Source organism: Micromonospora sp. NPDC023888, from assembly GCF_040639415.1.
Classification (GTDB): domain Bacteria; phylum Actinomycetota; class Actinomycetes; order Mycobacteriales; family Micromonosporaceae; genus Micromonospora.
This window is the reverse complement of the sequence record NZ_JBEZZW010000023.1, coordinates 44,009-58,851: the sequence shown is the minus strand read 5'-3', so window position 1 is coordinate 58,851 and position 14,843 is coordinate 44,009. Positions and strand designations below refer to the sequence as shown.

Genomic DNA, 14,843 nt, shown 5'->3' with positions numbered 1-14,843 from the left:
CGGCCGGGTCGTCACCGGCGCGCCGGTTCCCTTCCGTCAGCGCGTTCCCACGCGTGGCCGTCCTCGGCACGGGTCCGCCGCCAGGCGTAGGAGGCCAGGAAGAACGCCGCACCGGCCCAGACCAGGCCGTAGGCGCCCAGGCCAACGGCACTGATCGGCTCGTGCAGCCCGAAGTAGCCGATGACGAACTGTGTCGTCGGCAGCAGGAACTGGAGCATCCCGAGGACCGTCAGTGGCGTCCGGACCGCCGCGAAGCCGAACAGCACAAGCGGCAGCGCGGTGACCAGGCCGGTGCTGACGAACAACACGGATCGGACCGGACCGCTCCCGAGGTGGCTCTGCCCGGTCGCCGAGAGGAAGGCGAGATACCCGGCGGCGGGAACGGCAAGCGTGGCGGTCTCCACCGCCAATGCCCGCCAACTCGGCATTGCCGCCCACTTGCGGAACAACCCGTAGATCCCGAAGGTGGCGGCGAGGCCGATCGCCACCCACGGCGGCCGGCCGGCGTCGATCCCCAGCCACACCACGCCCCCCGCGGCCAGGGTCACGCCGACCCACTGCGCGATCGCCATCCGCTCCCGCAGCACGGCCAGGCCGAGAAGCGCGGTGAAGAGCGGATTGATGTAGTAGCCGAGAGCCGCCTCGATCACCCTCCCGTTGTTGACGGCCCAGATGTAGAGGCCCCAGTTCGCACCCACGAAGATCCCGGCGCCGGCCAGCAGCGCCAGTGTCCGCGGCTGCCGCCGGATCGCCCGCACCCAGCGGAGGTCGCGCATGGTCGCCAACACGACGGCGACGAAGACCAGCGACCAGACGATGCGGTGGGCGAGGATCTCCAACGCGGGGGCCGGCTCCAGCAGCGGCCAGTAGAGGGTCAGCAAACCCCAGAGGAAGTACGCTGCGGTGCCGGCCAGCACGCCGGTGCGGGCGTGGCGCATTACTTCCGCGGCTCGGTGAGGAACACCCCGAGGGCCAGCGCCACCAGGGGGATCAGACAGATGATGCTGAACACGCCCTCGGGACCCCACCTTTCCGCTGCCACGCCCAGGACGGGCGCGATGAGGCCACCGATACTCACGGCGAGTCCGAGCGTCACACCGGCCGCGGTGCCGGGCCGCGTCGGCAGGTAGTCCTGGCCCAGCTTGACCAGCACCGCGAACGGGATGTTCAGGGCGATGCCGGCGAGCACCGCGAGGAGAAGCGGCGGGTACTCCCCGGGCGTGAACCGCAGGCCGACAAGCGCGGGTACGGCGACGATCGCGCCGAGCTGCACGGTGCGGACCATCCCGACCCGATCGGCGATCCGGCCGCCCAGCAGCGTTCCGAGAACCCCGCCGACCAGGAAACAGGCCAGCGCTGCCCCGGCGAGGCTCTTGCCCGCGCCCAGGTGGCGTATCCAGAACAACTCGATGAAGGTGATCGCGCCGAAGAAGGCCACCGACCTGACCGTCTCGATGCAGGTCAACACCAGGAAGGGAATCCAACGGTCCTGGCCGTTGTCCGAGACCGCGCGGGCGGCCGGCCGCGCCAGCCGATTCCGGTACAGCAGGAAGCCCATGAGCACGGCCGGCGGGATGAAGAGCGCCGTCGCTCCGACACCCATCGCGATGAGCGCGGGAGTGGCAAGCACCGGCGCCAGAAAGAACCCCACACTGCCGCCAGCGGCGAAGATGCTCATCGCTGTGGCGCTCTCACCCGCCGCCACCCGGGCCGACTTCCCCGCGGCCGGATGGAACATCGCCACGCCGATCCCCGACGCACAGAGCAGCAGCCAGACAGCCACGTAACTGTGCACGAGACCGGAGAGGCCGAGCCCGATTCCGGCAAGCGTCACGCCCGCCCCGGCGAGCCAGTCGAGTCGGTAACGGTCGACGGCGACGCCGATGAACGGCTGGGGGATGGAACTGCCCAGGGTCGCGGCGAGCGTGAGACCGCCGGCGGCCACGTAGCTGTAGTGGCGGTCCAGCACGAAATACGGGACGCAGGCCGGCACAAGACCCTGGTAGAGGTCGTCGACCGCGTGGGCGGCGCTCCACAGCCGCATCCGCCGCCACGCCGACGGTTGCTCGTCCAGCGCCGACATCTTCCGAGGGTTGGCCGGGGCCGCCCGGCTGCCTGTCTCCGTCACGATCAACTCTCCCGTTCGGGTGTCGCAGGAAGAATGCCGGGTCGCCCACCCTGCGGACTATCGATATCCTGCCGACTTGTGTCGCCAAGCAGCCAAGATGTCGATGGCCCCGCTCGGGTGCCCCTCGCCGACCGCGACCGGATCGACTGGCACACCCACGCGCGCCACCAACTGGTCTGCCCCCGCAACGGGGTGCTCGGGGTGTCGACACCGACCGGGCTGTGGACCGTGCCACCGGAGCGGGCGGTGTGGATCCCGGCCGGTGTCGCCCATGCCCATCGGGCGTACGGACCCACCGACATGCGCGCGATCATGTTCGACCGGCCGCTGAACCCGCTGGGCGTGGATCAGCCGGCCGCCCTGGCCGTCTCACCACTGCTGCGCGAGGTGATCGTCAAACTCACCGACGGCGAGGAGTTGACCGACGACGAACGGGACAACCTCGAACGCGTCGCTCTCGACCAGCTACGACGAACTGTCACGTTGCGCCTGCGCCTGCCGTACCCGGCCGATTCCCGGTTGCGGGATCTTGCCGAGATCCTGCTCGAGGACCCCACCGACCGTCGCACCCTCGGCGAGTTGGGCATGGCCGTCGGCGCCGGCGCGCGTACCCTCAGCCGACTGTTCCGGGAGCAGACCGGAATGTCGTTCCCGCACTGGCGGACCCAGCTTCGGCTGCATCACTCGCTCAGGTTGATCGTCGAGGGCGAGTCGGTGACCACGACCGCCGCGGCCAGCGGTTACAGCGGTCCCAGTGCGTTCATCCAGGCGTTCCGGGCCTACTTCGGGATCACGCCCGGCGAATACTGCCGAAGCCGACGGGGCTCGGATTCTTCCCCGACCGCCACCTGACCTGCCGGGGCTCCGCGACTCCGATTCACGTGTCACGATCTCCGCCATGCGTCTTCGGATCGGCCTGCTCGTCGCATCCGCCGCGGGCGGCCTGCTCTCGGGTGCGGCGGCGCTGCTCGCCATGCCAGCCGCGTCGATGCAGTTCGGCCTGGTCATGCTGCTCGCACTGCTCGGCTACGTCCTGCTGGATCGCGGTGCACGCCGCGTGCGGTGGGCCGTCGCCGCCGGTATCGGACTCCTCGCCGTGGTGGCGGCGATGCGACTGTTCTGGTACCAGGAGCAGGACGTCGTTGTGGGTTGGGTGGCATACGGGCCAGCGGCAGGACCGGCCTCCATCTTGGGGCCATGGCGGGTCTCGATCGACAGGCAACGGCTCGCCGCGCTGGGCCTGGCGCTCGGCGTTGTCTGTCTCGCGGCCGGCGTGATGGCACTACCGTCGCGCGGCAGGCGGCGGGGTGTGGCAACGACAGTCGTCGCGCTGCTGCTGCTCGCCTGGTTCGGGCTGGACTCCACCCGGGAGTTCGTCGACCATCCGCTGCCGGACCTGCTCGGCACGGTGTGGCCGGCGCTGCTCGCCGCCCTCGTGACCATGGGGGCACTCGCGCTCTCCGGATGGCGGGCCGACCGCCGTTGGCTACTCCCGGTGGGGTTGTTCCTGCTGTCACTCGGAGCGGCCGACGTGTACTCGGATCTCGCCGGGGTGTGGTCGGGCTGGTGGGAGATGACCCATCCTGACCAGGACGCCTTCCTGGAAGTGGGGATGGCGGTGGGCACGTCGACGGCAGGCTCCCTTCAGGTGTCGTCGGCCGTGGAGACGATGATCCCGCTCGCCGGCGCGGGGCTGACGGCCGCCGGCGCACTGCGCAGCTCCCGCGAGGCCACAGCCCGGATGAGCTCGCCGCCGATGGGCGACGAAGGCCCGAATGCTGCTGAGGACGACAACTCTTCGGCGTAGTACACCTCGATCAACACGGTAAATCGTAAAGGGCCTGGAAATGGGGCCTCTGGCCCTTTTCTACCGCGGTTCAGGACGCCTATCCCGTCTTGCTTTTCCGCCCGCCGTCGGTAACATCTCCATGTTTTGATCTACAACGGGGAGGAAGATCCATATGCGATGGAAGTTCCCGGCCGGCGCCCTCATAGCGCTGGCCTTTCTGGTTCCGGCAGCACCAGCGATGGCTCAGACCGAAGCACCCGGGTTGAATGCGGCCTGCCAGACGGTCGAGCGCAAGACCTACAAGGATATCCGCGAGGTCATCACCGCCGTTGACCTGGACACCGCCACCACCGGGCAACTGCGGTTGTTGGCCTATCAGATCCTGAACACGGCGAACGAAGAGTCGTTGCCCGTTCTGCCTGACGCGATCCAGCAGCGGCTGAACGGGACCACTGACGAACTCCGCGCATTCCTCAAGGCGGACGTGCAGCAGGCCTGGTCAGTGGCTCTGCGGGTCACTGTGGTCCGGACGTTGACGGACGCCGGTGCCACCGTGAAGGCGGCCACGCAGAAGGTGCTCGACGCCCCGTCCATCGACATCTACCTGGCTTACCTGAACGACGGCCTGTACGCCGCACGTGCGCTCGACTGCGCGTCTCAGCCCACGCCGACGCCGAGCGCCACGCCCAGCGCGACGCCGACCACGACGCCCAGCGTCACGACGACCGTCGCACCGACCCCCACGTCCTCCGCCAGCGTGGCCGCTCCCGGCGGTGAGGGCGGTGGGCTGCCCGTGACCGGTGCCAACACCGCGATCGTGGCCGGCCTTGGCGCTGCGCTCCTGCTCCTCGGCGGCGCGGGCTACCTGATCGGACGCCGACGCCGTTCCCGCTTCGTGGCCTAGCAAGGCTCGACGTGCCCGGCTCGATGCTTCGTCGGGCCGGGCGCGACAAGCGCCGGCGGGGCATCTGCCGGCGTCGTGCCTCGATGACGTGTGAGCACCCGCGGGTCAATCCGACCACAATCGACTCCGGCAAGCCGAGCAGATTACTGGCCCGGCCCGGAAGGCAGCCGCATTACCAACCGCGGCCCGAATATCCAGAGACGCGAATGACGCCTCCGTCGGCGCGATGCGCGATACTACCCGTCATGATCCGCCAAGACCGTGTTGAGTTCAGGCAGATCTCCCACCCGTCCGAGATCACTGCCCGCCAGACACGCGAGCTGGTCGAGTGCTGGATCACGGTGGCGAACGCGGGCGGTGCCGTGGGTTTCGCGTTCCCTCCCGTCGGATCGGAACAGGTCGCTCCCGTGGCCGAGCGCCTCATCGCCGACCTGGGCCCTCAGCGCAGCAGGCTCCTGCTGGCCGTGGTCGACGGGGCAGTGGCGGGTTGGCTGAACCTGTCCCGTCACGTGGATCCGCTCGTGGCCCACTGGGGCACCGTCAACCGCGTCCAAACACATCCCGACCACCGAGGTCGCGGGATCGGCGCAGCGATGATGCACCGGGTTCGGCAGATCGGCCGTGACGAGATGGGGCTTGAACAGCTGCGCCTCTGCGCGCGAGGCGGTGCCGGCTTGGAAGACTTCTACGGTCGGCTCGGTTGGAAGGAGATCGGCCGGTGGCCCGGGGCGCTGCGGTTCGGCGCGGGCGACGACCGGGACGAGATCCTCATGATCCTCGCGCCGCTGTGACGTGGCGTAGTACGCCTCGCTGAACACTGTTGATCGTGAGGGCATAGAAAAGGGCCTCTGACTCCCGGGCTTCCACCCGAGGCCAGAGGCCCTTTTCCTACCGAGCCGCCTGACGGAATCGAACCGTCGACCTACGCATTACGAGATCAAACTGCCCGCCCCGCCGACTGGGCACCTGAGGGTCTACCAGCGGAAACGCCTCTCGAAATCTCACACCACTCCCCTGCTGTCCGCCGGCCCCTTGCGGACTGGATGCGGACTGCACGGCCACACGGCGGCCTGCGGCAGACTTGGGCCTTATGCCAACTCAGCCGCCGATTCGCAAGGTTCGCTTTGAGATCCGTCCGTGGGGCCAGGTTCCCGACCCGGCACGCGAGTTGTTGCCGTACGTCGACAACGTGAGCCTGGCGGACCTGGTCTCGGGCTTCGAGCACGCCGCTGGCCACGACGTGCCCGGCACGTATGCCGGGATCGTTCTCGACCACTTCAACTTCGGTGACCTGGGTGCCTACCTCACCGGGCGGCCGGACTCCTCGTACTGGTCCGGGAAAGGCGTGATCGCCCTACTCGGTTGCGACTGCGGTGAAGTCGGCTGCTGGCCTCTGGAAGCCCAGGTGATTACTGCTGAGGACTCGGTGATGTGGCGCGGCTTCTCCCAGCCCTACCGTCCCCAGCGCGACTACGGGGATTTCGGTCCATTCCTGTTCCGTCGGAACCAGTACGAGCGCGCAGTTCGCGAGGCGATGGCCGCCAGTCTCCCCCCATCCCCCTGATAGGTGCCAAGGACTACGGCGCCCGCCCGGGGTCAAGGGCGCTGCGCGTCGGCACGCCGATGGCCTACGGCCACCCTTGACCTCGGGCGGGTGGCGTAGAGGATCGGGCACCCGGGGGATGGGTCACGTCCTGGTCCTCGTCGTCATCGAGCCGCCAGCGGGCACCAACGTCAAGGCGGTGCAGCGGATGCTCGGGCACGCCTCGGCGTCGATGACGTTGGACGTGCACGCCGGGCTCTTCGGTGACGATCTGGACGCGGTCGCCAACCGGCTGGACGAGGCGGTCGCGGCACGGGATGCGGACTGTTTGCGGACTGGCCCGTCCGGCAGCACTGTCGTGCACCTTGGGAAACGGCGAAGCCCAGGCCAATGACCTGGGCTTCTGTACCGAGCCGCCTGACGGAATCGAACCGTCGACCTACGCATTACGAGTGCGTCGCTCTAGCCGACTGAGCTAAGGCGGCAACGATCAGCAAGTGTACGGCACCCCGTTGCCCGGCACCGAACGGGATGCCCTCGCGCTTCCACCAGCAACAACCGGACAACGAATGCCAACTGACCAGTTACCGGACAGCGTCTCACCGTATCCGGTACTACGCTGCGGCGGGTGAGCGACGAACGCGACGACCACCGGGCTCCGGCGGCCGGCGATCACCCCGACGGCGAGCGTGCCCGGCCGCGCTCCACCGATCCGCTTGAGCTGGGCTTCACCCCGCGCAAGCCGGTGCCGTGGCTGGCACCGTTCCTGCTGATCAGCACCGGCATCCGGACGCTGCTGGCGATCCTCTTCGGCGCTTACCTGGACAAGCGCGAGTTGCAGAACGCCTTCGGCGACGACATCTTCCGCCAGGCGGGGCCGGACGGCGGGCTCTGGCTCGACTACGTGGCCGACCTCGGTGACGGCTTCAACGCCACGTACTCGGTCGCGTACCTGCTGGCGCAGCCGGAGCTGACCGTGGACGGGCACCGGCTGCCCCGGGCGCAGACCCTGGTGATGGGCGGCGACCAGGTGTACCCGTCGGCGGCCTACGCGGAGTACGAGAACCGGTGCAAGGGGCCCTACCAGGCCGCGCTGCCGTTGACCCCGCCCGACCGTCCCACGCTGTTCGCGGTGCCGGGCAACCACGACTGGTACGACGGACTCACCGCTTTCCTGCGGCTGTTCGTCCGCTCCCGCGACCGCAACTTCGCCGGCTGGCGTACCGGGCAGTCGCGGTCGTACTTTGCCGTGGAGTTGCCGGCCGGCTGGTGGCTGCTCGGCGTGGACGACCAGTCCGGCTCGTACCTGGACGACCCGCAGTTGGCCTACTTCGACGAGGTCGCCAGACGGCTCGGCCCGGAGTCGAACGTGATCCTGGCCGCGCCGTCGCCGACCTGGGTCAAGGCCGCCGACAGTCCGGCCGCGTACGACTCGATCGACTACTTCGTCCGGACGATCATCGACCCGACCGGGGCGCGGGTGCGACTGCTGCTCTCCGGCGACCTGCACCACTACGCCCGCTACGCCGGCCCGGACCGGCAGTTGATCACTTGTGGCGGCGGCGGGGCGTACCTGTACCCCACGCACAAGCTGCCGGAGCGCATCGAGGTGCCGCCGCGCGACACGCTGGCCCGCCGGGCCAGCCGCACGCAGCCGTACGACCTGGTGGCCCGCTACCCGGACGCGGCCCGCTCCCGCCGCTACGGCTGGGGCATCTTCGCCCGGCTGCCGTTCCGCAACCCTGGCTTCACCACACTGCTCGGCATCCTGCACACCCTGCTGATGCTGGCCATGGCGGGCGCGACGGCGAACTGGGCCGACAGCACCGACCAGCGGCTGTTCAGCGTCCCGCTGGTGCTGATGGTGCTCGTGACGGTGCTGGCGGCGGTCATGTTCGCCAAGCCGCCCAGCGCCGACGGCAAGCGGCACGCCCGGCACTGGCTTCTCGGCGTCGGCCACGGGGTGGCCCAGGTGGCGCTGGCCGCCGGCGGCACCTGGGTCTGGTTGGCGCTGCCGTTCTACGAATGGCCGTGGCCGCTGCCGGCGGTCGCCGCGACGGTGGTCTACGGGCCGGTGATCGGCCTGGTCGCCAGCCAGGTGGTGGCGGCGTACCTGCTGGTGGCGGGCTGGTTCGGGGTGAACGTCAACGAACTGTTCGCCGGGCAGGGCATCGAGGACTCCAAGTCGTTCCTACGGTTGCGCATCGACCCGGACGGCACACTGACCATCTACCCGATCGCGGTGGACCGGGTTTCCCGCGACTGGCAGGTGAACCCCGACCAGTCCCCCACCGCAAGCTGGCTGACCCCGAAAACTCGCCTGACCCCCCACCTGTCCGAACCCCCCGTGGTGCTGCCCCCGTCAGGGGGTGGGCGTCACGGGGTGTAGTGCTGGTCGTGGGCCTGTCGGGGGGCGCAGACGGAGGCGCGGGAGCAGGAGCAGCGGGAGCCGTCCGCGTCGAGGCGGACGGTCACCGCGTCGCGGGGGACGCTGTGGCCGACGACCCGGCCGTCGCCCTCCGGCGTGGAGACCCGGCTGCCGACCGCCGGGGCGGTCTCCTGAAAGCGTTGGTACAGCGGATGCTCGTACTTCAGGCAGCACATCAACCGGCCACACGCACCGGAGATGCGCAGCGGGTTCAGTGGCAGGTCCTGGTCCTTGGCCATCCGGATGGTCACCGGCTCGAAGTCGGTGAGGAACGTCGCGCAGCAGAGGTCCCGACCGCAGGAGCCGATGCCGCCCTGCACCCGCGCCGAGTCGCGCGCGGAGAGCTGGCGTAGCTCGACCCGGCAGTGCAGGGTTGCGCCCAGATCACGGACCAGGGAGCGGAAGTCCACCCGGTGTGGGGCGGTGAAGTAGACGGTGCTGCGCTCGCCGCCACCCTCGGCGGAGCCGAGCACGTGGTCGACAGCCACCACCTTCATCGGCAGGCCGTGCGAGCGGATCAGCCGTTTCGCGGCCACCTTCGCCTCGGCCTTACGACGTCGCAGGGCCTCGTCCTGGCGCAGGTCGTCGTCGCCGGCGAGCCCCACCAGCCGGGGAAAGCCGTCGGTCTCCTCGGTGACCCACTGCGCGGCCCACACGCACTCCGCCACCTCGGGCCCGTCGTCGGTGGGCACCAGCACCTTGTCGCCCACCTGCGGACGCAACTCGCCGGGATCGAGGTAGTAGAGGCGCCCGTATCGGTTGAAGCTGACCGCGCAGAGCATCCCCATCCCCCCACCCTACGACGGATCACCGCAAAGGACCCACCAGCCGGCCCCTCCTCTGCCATCCATGACCGTCGACTCGACCGATTGCCGGGCGGCCCGTCGTGCCATTGCGCCTCGCCCGGACGGTTGAATCCGGGCCCGGACAGCAGACAAGCACGCCCCCGGCGGCGTTGAGTGAAGGCAGACCTGCGGGGGGTGCAGGGGGAAGACCACGGCGTCGCCGTGGACGCCGGCTCCGGTCCGACGCCCACGAGCGACGCCGTGGCCTGTCCGAGCGACTACCAGCCGACGCGGGTCGGCTGGTCATAGTGCGGCCGGCTGTCCACCGGCGGCCGCCACGCGGTCTCGGCGAGGCTCGGCGCCCACTGACGCAGCAACGTCTCCGCACCGTCGTACGCGACGCAGAGCACCGCCAGCACCCGCGCGGCGATCTCCGCCGCGTCGGCCACCCCCGGCCCGACCGGCCCGGGGCGGGTCGACGGGCCCGTGGCGGTGGCGGCGACCACGGCCACCGCCTCGGCCGAGCGCAGCACGTCGGCCAGCGTCCGGGCCAGCGCGAGACGGCTGCCCTCCACCCAGTCGGCGAGCGCGTCAGCGTAACCAGCCGTGGATTCGAGCCGCCCGACCAGGCTGTCCGGCCCCTCGTCGAGGTGGCGCAGCAGCGCGGCCCGCTGTTGCCCGTACGCGGTGGCGGCCGGGCCCGACCAGAGCACCGGGTCGGTGAGCGCGGCGGAGACGTCGTCGTACCCCCGGACCAGCCGGCGCACCGCGTGCCCGGCGCTGGCGAGCGGCGCGGGGTGCAGGTCGAGGAAGCCGCGGACCGCGTCGCCCGGCAGCACCTGCATCCGGCGCAGCAGCGGCCAGACCCGGTGCCCCTCCGGGACGCCGGCGGCGATCAGCCGGTCCACCCGGCGCAGCAGGTCGAGGCCGGGTTCGGCGAGCCGGTCCAACGCGTCCATCAGGGCTCCCCGGCGAGCCGGCGGCGGGCTGCCCGGTCGACCTCGGCGTAGCGGTCGGCGGCCTCCCGCACCGCCGAGGCGGCGGCGGCCAGCCGGCCGGCGGCGGTGCGGGCCTCCCGGGCCCGGTCGTCGGTGGCGGTGGCCCACTGCCGGTGCAACGCGCGACCGATTTCGCCGGGGCGACCCGGAGCGTCGGCGCCGAACGCGGCCTGAGCCGGGTCGCTTGCGGTGACGGCGTGCGCGATGGCGGTGAGCGTGGCGCTCGCCTCGTCCAGTCGGGCGGAGAGCGCGCGCAGTGTGTCCATCTCAGGCCCCCGCGAGTGGTCGGTAGGCGGCGAACGTCTCGTTGTGCAGCTTTTCCCGCGCCCACTCGGCGGCGTCGGCCGCCGCGGTGACCGCGGCCTGCACGGAGCCGGCGACGTCCCGTGGGCTGCGGGTGTGCAGTGGGCCGAGGAACCGGACGTGGGTGATCCGCCCCCCGGCGGTGACGACGACCTCGACCAGACCGTCCGGCGACCGGACGGTCACCTCGACGGTCGACACCGCCTGGTCGAACTCGGCCTGGAGCTGCTCGATCCGGCGGTATCGCCGCACCGCCTCCTCGATCCAGGCTTCGTCGATCTCCCCCCGTGGCATCGGCCGACTCCTCCCGGATGAGCCATCACTGAGCGTGCCGTCACCGTCACCACGGCACAACGGACCGTACCGCACCGCAATCGGGCCTGTCGATGCCTGTGGACAACGCCGGAAGCTGCGGGTCAGCCCTTCCAGAGAGCGAGCATCATCGCCTCCACCGCGATCCGCGGCTTGACGTTCGCCTCGATCGCCGCCCGGCAGGCGAGCACGGCCTCCAGCCGGCGCAGCGACCCTTCGGCGTCCCACTTCTGCGCGCCAGCGCCGGCCAGTGCGGCGGTGTCGGTGTGCACCGGGGCGACGGGCGCGCGCAACGCCATGGTGAGCGCGTCCCGGTAGAAGCCGGCCAGGTCGACAAGCGCTCGGTCCAGTGCGTCCCGCTGGGCGCGGGTGGCACGGGACTTCTGCCGCTTCTCCAGCTCCTTGAGCTGCCCGGCAGCGCCACGCATCGCGCCGGCCGCGCCCCGACCGGTGCCGCCCGCGCCGAGCGCGGTCTCCAGTGCCGCCCGCTCGGTCGTGTCGGCCTCGGTGACCGACGCACCGGCTTCCGCCTCGGCCGCCTCGATCAACGCCGACGCCGCGTCGAACGCCGCGCCGACACCTGTCAACCGGCGCGGCACCGCGAGCACCGCCTCGCGCCGTTTGCGGGCCTCCGGGTCGCGGGCCAGCCTGCGGGCCCGACCCACGTGCCCCTGCGCGGCAGCCGCCGCCCACTGCGCCACGTCGGGCGCGATACCGTCCCGCCGGACCAGCACCTCGGCTACCGCGTCGGCCGGCGGCTGCCGCAGGGGTACGACCCGACAGCGGGACCGGATGGTCACCGAGATGTCGTCCGGGTGGGTGGACGGGGCGCAGAGCAGGAAGACCGTCCGCGGCGGGGGCTCCTCGATCGCCTTGAGCAGCGCGTTGCCGGCGGCCTCGGTGAGCCGGTCGGCGTCCTCGATGACCACCACCTGCCAGCGCCCGCCGGACGGGGTGCTGGCCGCCCGGAGCACAAGTGCGCGCATCTCACTCACACCGATGGACAGCCCTTCCGGCACCACCAGCCGGACGTCGGCGTGGGTGCCACCCATCGTGGTGCGGCAGCCGGGGCACTCGCCGCAACCCGTGCCGTGCACGCACTGCAGGGCGGCGGCGAACGCCCGCGCGGCGACCGAGCGGCCGGAGCCGGGCGGACCGGTGAAGATCCAGGCGTGCGTCATCCCGGCGGACGGGTCCACCCCACCGGGGGCGGCAGCGCCGGCGGGCTCGGCCGCGCCGGCGGTGAGCAGCGCGGGTGCCCGGTCGGCCGCGCCGACGCGCAGCACGGCGGCCGCCGCGGCGGCGGCCCGGCGCAGCTCGACGACCGCCTCGTCCTGACCGACCAGGTCGGCGAAGACCTCCGGCATCAGGTCTTGTGCTCCATCGTCACCAACTCCGCGTCGGATAACTCAGGCTGCACCGAGGTGTCCGGGCCCTGCGCCGGCCGCGGGTGCACGATGCCACCCGGGCTGCCGAGCATCTCCTCGACCCGCCGGACCACCCGCCCGGTGATCTCGTCGGCCGGTCGGGACGCGTCGAGGACCAGGTAGCGCTTCGGGTCGGCGGCGGCGAGGTCGAGGAAGGCGTACCGGACCCGCTCGTGGAAGGCGATCGACTCGGCCTCCAGCCGGTCGGTGCCGGTGTTGCGCGAGGCCACCCGGGACAGGCCGATGCTCGGCTCGACGTCCAGCAGCACCACCAGGTCCGGCTTGAGCCCACCGGTGGCCCAGGAGGAGAGCCAGGAGACCTCGTCGACGGGCAGCGTCCGGCCGGCGCCCTGGTAGGCCAGGGACGAGTCGACGTACCGGTCGCTGATCACTACGCCGCCCCGGACCAGCGCCGGTCGGACGACGGTGGCCACGTGGTGTGCCCGGTCGGCGGCGTAGAGCAGCGCCTCGGCGCGCGGTGACGGCGCGTCGTCGCCGGAGGTGTCCAGCACGAGCGACCGAATCCGTCGACCGACGCCTGTCGCCCCCGGCTCGCGGGTGACCACGACCTCGCGCCCGTGGTCGCGCAGCCGCTCGGCCAGCGCGGAGAGCTGGGTGGACTTGCCCGCGCCCTCGCCGCCCTCGAAGACCACGAAGAGCCCGGCGGAGACGAACGGCTCGGCGGGCATCAGCGGGCGACCCCGGATGGAGCCCCAGAGGTCGGCGAGGACCGGCACGCCCTTCTTGTCGTCCATCTGACCGAAGGCGCTGATTCCGGCGAAGATGCCGGCGGCACCCGCGGCGAGCAGCAGCAGACGGGTGGAGGAGACGGAGATGCCGAGGTCGGCGATGGTCAGCTTGCGGGAGCCGCCGACGCCGACCAACACGCTGCTCAGCCCGATGGCCAGGATCAGCACCAGCCGGGTGCCGATCTGCACCACCGCGAACACCCGGCCGCGCACCTCGTCGGCCACCTCGCCGCCCAGCAGCGTGGTGCCGGCCAGGAAGGCCATGCCGGCACCGGCGCCGACAAGCACCGCGCCGACGATCGCCATGGACAGGTGGATGGCGAAGGCGAGGGTCATCACGGCGGCGCTGGCCAGCACGATGCTCATGCCGAACCAGCGGCGCCGGGACATCTCCTTGACGACCATCGGGCCGAGCCCGATGCCGAGCGCCAGGCCGACGAAGATCGCACCGAAGAGCAGCGAGAACGCGGCGTCGCCCGCGCCCAGCGAGTTGGCGAAGAACTTGGCGGTGCCGACCACGATGCCGCCACCGGCGAACGCGCCGAAGATGCCCAGCACCAGGCCCCGGACGAGCGGCGTCTCGCCGATGTACTTCCAGCCCTCGGAGAACTGCCGGAACATGCTCTTCTCGGCACGCTCGGCCTCACCGCGTTGCGCCTCGCTGATCTCCTTGATCCCGAATGCCACCACGAGTGCGGTGGCGAGCCGGGAGATGGCGTTGATCCAGAGCGCGAGCTGGGCGGGCTCCGCCCAGTTCGGCAGGTCGCCGCCGACGGCACCACGGACGCCACGGTCGAGCACGGCGAGGCCGACCGCGGCGGCGACCGGGGTGAGGCCGTACGTGGTGATCAGGGTGAGCTGGTTGGCCGCCTCCAGGCGGGCCCGCGGGATCAGGTTGGGGACCGCGGCCTCCTTGGCCGGGATCCAGAGCAGGGTGAGCGACTCGATCAGGAAGGTGGCGATGAGCGCCCAACCGACCACCAGGCCGCCCGCGGCGCCGGAGAGGGCGTAGAGCGGAATGGAGGCGAAGAGCACGAAGCGCAGCAGGTCACAGATGACCATCGTCCAGCGCCTGTCGAACCGGTCGGCGAAGACGCCGGCCACCGGGCCGAGCACAAGCGCGGGCAGCAGCCGGATCGCGGTGACCCCGCCGAACGCGGCGCCCTGGGCGGTGCTGCCCTGCACCTGCGAGGCGGCGAAGAGTGCGGTGGCCAGCAGGCCGAGCCAGTCGCCGAAGGAGGCGGCACCGAGCACGATCCAGAGCCGCCGGAACGGCCTGATCCGCAGAACCGAGCGGATCGCGGCGTAACCGGACGGATCGACCTGGCCGGAGCTGGACTGGTTGGCGGCGTTGCCCGACTTGTCTCCCGAGCGCGACACGCCGTGCGACTCGCCGCCGTTCTGGCTTTCGATGGCCGTACCTCCACGTGCCGGCCCATCGCTGGGCGCCTCCGGTGGAACACTCTAGACCGGGTGG

At 71.2% G+C, this 14,843-nt stretch carries 15 protein-coding genes and 2 tRNA genes; 7 read left to right on the top strand and 10 right to left on the bottom strand.

Annotation, left to right across the window (positions count from 1 at the left end):
* Positions 1–11 precede the first annotated feature (11 nt).
* Both rarD and AB0F61_RS20915 read right to left on the bottom strand, forming a co-directional pair.
* Positions 12–938 (bottom strand): EamA family transporter RarD, encoded by a 927-nt coding sequence (gene rarD / locus AB0F61_RS20920; RefSeq protein WP_357812069.1) that lies wholly within the window; start codon positions 936–938, stop codon positions 12–14.
* Positions 938–2,083 carry an MFS transporter gene (locus AB0F61_RS20915; RefSeq protein WP_357812067.1) on the bottom strand — a complete coding sequence of 382 codons (1,146 nt, stop codon included), beginning with the start codon at positions 2,081–2,083 and terminating at the stop codon, positions 938–940. Before AB0F61_RS20915 ends, rarD begins: the two co-directional genes overlap by 1 nt.
* 123 nt (positions 2,084–2,206) lie before the next feature.
* Between AB0F61_RS20915 and AB0F61_RS20910 the strand changes: the two genes are divergently transcribed.
* From AB0F61_RS20910 to AB0F61_RS20895, 4 genes are all read left to right on the top strand, one after another.
* Positions 2,207–2,980, top strand: a complete 774-nt coding sequence (locus AB0F61_RS20910) for a helix-turn-helix transcriptional regulator (protein ID WP_357812065.1) — start codon at positions 2,207–2,209, stop codon at positions 2,978–2,980.
* A gap of 46 nt (positions 2,981–3,026) precedes the next feature.
* Positions 3,027–3,935 (top strand): aminopeptidase, encoded by a 909-nt coding sequence (locus AB0F61_RS20905; protein WP_357812063.1) that lies wholly within the window; start codon positions 3,027–3,029, stop codon positions 3,933–3,935.
* A gap of 154 nt (positions 3,936–4,089) precedes the next feature.
* Positions 4,090–4,821 carry an LPXTG cell wall anchor domain-containing protein gene (locus tag AB0F61_RS20900; RefSeq protein WP_357812061.1) on the top strand — a complete coding sequence of 244 codons (732 nt, stop codon included), beginning with the start codon at positions 4,090–4,092 and terminating at the stop codon, positions 4,819–4,821.
* Between the two features lie 245 nt (positions 4,822–5,066).
* Positions 5,067–5,612 carry a GNAT family N-acetyltransferase gene (locus AB0F61_RS20895; RefSeq protein ID WP_357812059.1) on the top strand — a complete coding sequence of 182 codons (546 nt, stop codon included), beginning with the start codon at positions 5,067–5,069 and terminating at the stop codon, positions 5,610–5,612.
* Positions 5,613–5,718: 106 nt separating this feature from the next.
* Here the strand turns inward: AB0F61_RS20895 and AB0F61_RS20890 are convergent.
* Positions 5,719–5,786, bottom strand: a tRNA-OTHER gene (locus tag AB0F61_RS20890).
* A gap of 125 nt (positions 5,787–5,911) precedes the next feature.
* Here AB0F61_RS20890 and AB0F61_RS20885 point away from each other — a divergent pair.
* Positions 5,912–6,385: a hypothetical protein gene (locus tag AB0F61_RS20885; RefSeq protein ID WP_357812057.1), complete on the top strand. Its 474-nt coding sequence runs from the start codon at positions 5,912–5,914 to the stop codon at positions 6,383–6,385.
* A 118-nt stretch (positions 6,386–6,503) separates the two neighbouring features.
* Positions 6,504–6,758, top strand: a complete 255-nt coding sequence (locus AB0F61_RS20880) for a hypothetical protein (protein WP_357812055.1) — start codon at positions 6,504–6,506, stop codon at positions 6,756–6,758.
* A gap of 17 nt (positions 6,759–6,775) precedes the next feature.
* Here AB0F61_RS20880 and AB0F61_RS20875 read toward each other — a convergent pair.
* Positions 6,776–6,849 (bottom strand) — tRNA-Thr (locus AB0F61_RS20875).
* A gap of 143 nt (positions 6,850–6,992) precedes the next feature.
* On the opposite strand from AB0F61_RS20875, the gene AB0F61_RS20870 reads away from it, so the two are divergent.
* Positions 6,993–8,753 carry a metallophosphoesterase gene (locus AB0F61_RS20870; RefSeq protein WP_357812053.1) on the top strand — a complete coding sequence of 587 codons (1,761 nt, stop codon included), beginning with the start codon at positions 6,993–6,995 and terminating at the stop codon, positions 8,751–8,753.
* Here the strand turns inward: AB0F61_RS20870 and ricT are convergent.
* The 6 genes from ricT to tmk all read right to left on the bottom strand — a co-directional run bounded on the left by ricT (position 8,741) and on the right by tmk (position 14,647).
* The gene (gene ricT / locus AB0F61_RS20865) at positions 8,741–9,580 is read right to left on the bottom strand and encodes a regulatory iron-sulfur-containing complex subunit RicT (RefSeq protein WP_357812051.1); all 840 of its coding nucleotides are present in this window, start codon (positions 9,578–9,580) and stop codon (positions 8,741–8,743) included. The genes AB0F61_RS20870 and ricT overlap by 13 nt on opposite strands.
* Before the next feature lie 275 nt (positions 9,581–9,855).
* Positions 9,856–10,536: a hypothetical protein gene (locus tag AB0F61_RS20860; RefSeq protein ID WP_357812049.1), complete on the bottom strand. Its 681-nt coding sequence runs from the start codon at positions 10,534–10,536 to the stop codon at positions 9,856–9,858.
* Complete coding sequence (locus AB0F61_RS20855; protein WP_357812047.1) at positions 10,536–10,841, bottom strand: hypothetical protein; 306 nt, start codon at positions 10,839–10,841, stop codon at positions 10,536–10,538. Before AB0F61_RS20855 ends, AB0F61_RS20860 begins: the two co-directional genes overlap by 1 nt.
* 1 nt (position 10,842) lies before the next feature.
* On the bottom strand, positions 10,843–11,172 hold the full coding sequence (locus AB0F61_RS20850; protein ID WP_357812045.1) for a YbaB/EbfC family nucleoid-associated protein: 330 nt from the start codon (positions 11,170–11,172) through the stop codon (positions 10,843–10,845).
* A gap of 122 nt (positions 11,173–11,294) precedes the next feature.
* The gene (locus tag AB0F61_RS20845; protein ID WP_357812043.1) at positions 11,295–12,557 is read right to left on the bottom strand and encodes a DNA polymerase III subunit delta'; all 1,263 of its coding nucleotides are present in this window, start codon (positions 12,555–12,557) and stop codon (positions 11,295–11,297) included.
* On the bottom strand, positions 12,557–14,647 hold the full coding sequence (gene tmk, locus AB0F61_RS20840; protein WP_357812170.1) for a dTMP kinase: 2,091 nt from the start codon (positions 14,645–14,647) through the stop codon (positions 12,557–12,559). The genes AB0F61_RS20845 and tmk overlap by 1 nt, the downstream gene beginning before the upstream one ends.
* Between the last annotated feature and the right edge of the window lie 196 nt (positions 14,648–14,843).